Here is a 2,745-nt window from a genome sequence, read left to right as displayed (position 1 = left end):
ACGGGGCGGCCGCCCGGGGCGAGCGGGCCGGCCGCGCGCCGGAGCTGGCCCGGGTCGCCGCCTCCGGCGCTGGGAATCGGGCCGAGCCGCTCGGGCTCGGCGTCGGTCTCCGCGAGGGTGACGTCGAGCGGCAGGGCGAGGAAGACGGGTCCGGTCGGCGGCGTCAGCGCGACGCGGAAGGCACGCCGGAGCATCGTCGGCAGCGCCTCGACGTCTAAGACCTCGTCGGACCACTTGCAGAACCCCTCGGCCATCTCGGCGAGCTCGCCGCTCAGAATCGGCTCCTCGTGGCGGAAGTCGGTGCTGTGGTTGCCCGCGGTGACGACGACTGGCGCACCCGCGACCTTCGCGGCGTAGAGGTTACCGAGCCCGTGGGCCAGCCCCGGCGCGACGTGGAGGTTCGCCACGCCAACGGGGGTGATCGAGTCGTCGCCGTGGGCGTGGTACCGTCTGGTCTGGGCGTACCCCGAGGCCATCCCGACCGCGACGTCCTCGTGGAGTCCGAGGACGTACTCGAGGTCGCTTCGCCCGATCGCGTCGACGATCGGCAACTCCGTCGTTCCCGGGTTGCCGAAAACGTAGTCGACCCCGTAGGACTCGAGGGCGTCGACGAAGAGGTCGGCGCCGGTGTCTCCGTCCGTCATGCTCACCCGTGAGACGTGACCGACTATGAAGCTGTGTCCCCCGGCGACGCCGGCCGCGACCGCAGCGGCTCGCTGGTGACGGGTTGCGGTCGGCGTCGCCGAGCGACGAGACCCACGCAAACTCCCCGCTACCCGCGGTATTTTACGTCGGTCCGTCGTGGCCCGAACTATGTCGCTCGCCAGACACGGGGCCGGCGTCGGGGCGACGGCGCGAGCCTTCTGGTCGCAGGTTCATCCGGTGTTCATGCTCCCGCCGCTGGCCGCCTCGCTGTTCGGCGCGGTGCTCGCCGGGAGGTTCGCCCCGGGAGTCGCGGCGCTACACCTCGTCGCGATGTTCGCCGCGGTGTACACGGCCCACGTCAAGGACGGGTACGTCGACTTCTACCTGCGGGGCGAGGACGACAACCACCCGCTGACCGAGCGGGGCTGTCGGATCGGGCTAGTGGTCTCGACGACGGCCTTTGCCCTCTGTGCGCTCGCCCTGTTCGTCCTCGTCGACTGGGCCGCCGCCGCGCTTACCGTTCCGACGTGGCTGATCGCCTACTACCACGCTCCCCAGCTCGATACGAATCCCGTGACGGCGACGACGGGCTACCCGCTGGGGATCGCGCTCTCGCTTCTCGGGGGTTTTTACGTCCAGGCCGAGGCCCTCGCCGCGGTTCCTGTCGGCTTCGCGGCCGTCTTTCTCACCTTGCTCTCGGGGATCAAGGTGATCGACGACGCCACGGACTACGACTACGACCGCTCGATCCGCAAGCGGACCGTCGCCGTCGCCGTCGGCCCCGACCGTGCCACCGCCGTCGCCTACAGCCTGATGATCGCGGCCCTGCTCGTCGTGGTCGCACTGGCCACAGCGGGGATCTTCCCGCCCGGAACGGTGGTGGCCGCGCTCGCGTTCGCCGCGGTGGCCGCCGTCGCCCGCCGAGCGCCCCCGAAGCTGGCGACCATGCTGCTCATCCGGGCGTCGTACGTCTTCCTGGCCGTGCTGGTCGCGGCCGTCTGGTTCGAGCCGCTGGCGCGGCTCGGGTGAGGACGCGCTCGAGCATCCGGGTCGACCGGCGCCATCAACGATCCGATATGACGGGTGCTCGCCGAAAAGCGCTAAGTACCGAATCGGAGTATCCTGATATGGTGTACCATGATGGATGCACACAAACTCGACTGCGAGTCGGCCGAGTCCGACTGCCGGTTCGTCGTTCAGTCCGAGGACGAGGGCGAGGCGGTCGAACTGGCGAAAAACCACATGAAGGAGATTCACGGAAAGGACCTCTCGGACGACGAACTCCGGGGCGAATACCTCCAGGTGGTGTAGCTTACGACCCGTGCTAATCCCCGAGGCGATCGGCGTGCCAAAACACGGCACACCGTCCGGAACTTGACAAACGAGCGTCGAGGAGTACCCGTATGGAACTCGTGGAAGCTACCGCAGACGACCTCGACGCGCTCGTCGACCGCTGGTACGACCTTGCACGGGAGATGGAGGCGTACTCCGAACTGAACGAACTCGCCTACGGCGACGTTCGCGAGGTCTCCGACGACGGCTTCCGCGCTCACCTCGATAGCGAGGACGTCACGGACTACCTCGTCGTTCGCGACGGCGAGCGCATCGGCTTCGTCACGCTCCGCGAGGGCCAGCATCCCTCCCGGCGGTACTCGACGTCCCTCCGCATCGTCAACCTCGCCATCGACGAGGACTACCGGGGTCGAGGCCACGGTACGGCGATCCTCGAGCGCGCGAAGGAACTCGCTCGCGAACGCGGCTGTGACCACCTCAAGGTCTCCTGCGAGTGGCACAACGAGGACGCACGCCGGTTCTACCGCGACGCGGGCTTCCAGCCGAAGCAGGTCGAGTATGCACAGTCGCTCGAGTGAGTTACGAACCACAGTCGAGTACGCGCCTGTCGGAGACGGCTCACTCCACGACGGATCGTCTCGAAGCCGGCGTCGCGAACGATCTTATTTGAGAACCGCGTATAGTGAAGGCTGAGGTATTTTTCAGTAGTGGTACGACTCGCACGTCAATGGGTTTTCCTCAGATAGATTCGGCCGTGTTCTTCGGGTCGATTACGATGGTCACGTGGGGGATCTGGGTAGTTCTGGG

General features: G+C 67.3%; 4 protein-coding genes and 1 pseudogene. 4 read left to right on the top strand and 1 reads right to left on the bottom strand.

The window, feature by feature from the left end:
- A partial coding sequence (locus GWG54_RS20410; protein WP_167939463.1) for a thiamine pyrophosphate-binding protein occupies window positions 1–644 on the bottom strand: 644 nt, incomplete at its 3' end.
- A 169-nt stretch (window positions 645–813) separates the two neighbouring features.
- On the opposite strand from GWG54_RS20410, the gene GWG54_RS20405 reads away from it, so the two are divergent.
- The 4 genes and pseudogenes from GWG54_RS20405 to GWG54_RS21105 form a co-directional block, all read left to right on the top strand.
- Window positions 814–1,674 (top strand): UbiA family prenyltransferase, encoded by an 861-nt coding sequence (locus tag GWG54_RS20405; RefSeq protein ID WP_167939462.1) that lies wholly within the window; start codon window positions 814–816, stop codon window positions 1,672–1,674.
- A gap of 108 nt (window positions 1,675–1,782) precedes the next feature.
- Window positions 1,783–1,956 (top strand): DUF1059 domain-containing protein, encoded by a 174-nt coding sequence (locus tag GWG54_RS20400; protein WP_167939461.1) that lies wholly within the window; start codon window positions 1,783–1,785, stop codon window positions 1,954–1,956.
- Window positions 1,957–2,048: 92 nt separating this feature from the next.
- Window positions 2,049–2,516: a GNAT family N-acetyltransferase gene (locus tag GWG54_RS20395; RefSeq protein ID WP_167939460.1), complete on the top strand. Its 468-nt coding sequence runs from the start codon at window positions 2,049–2,051 to the stop codon at window positions 2,514–2,516.
- A gap of 149 nt (window positions 2,517–2,665) precedes the next feature.
- Window positions 2,666–2,745 (top strand): annotated as a pseudogene (locus tag GWG54_RS21105) (EamA family transporter); the annotation flags it as partial.

It is taken from the genome of Natronococcus sp. JC468 (assembly GCF_012163165.1).
Lineage (GTDB): Archaea > Halobacteriota > Halobacteria > Halobacteriales > Natrialbaceae > Natronococcus > Natronococcus jeotgali.
The sequence above is the reverse complement of the archived record's forward strand: the minus strand, read 5'-3'. Positions and strand labels throughout refer to the sequence as shown.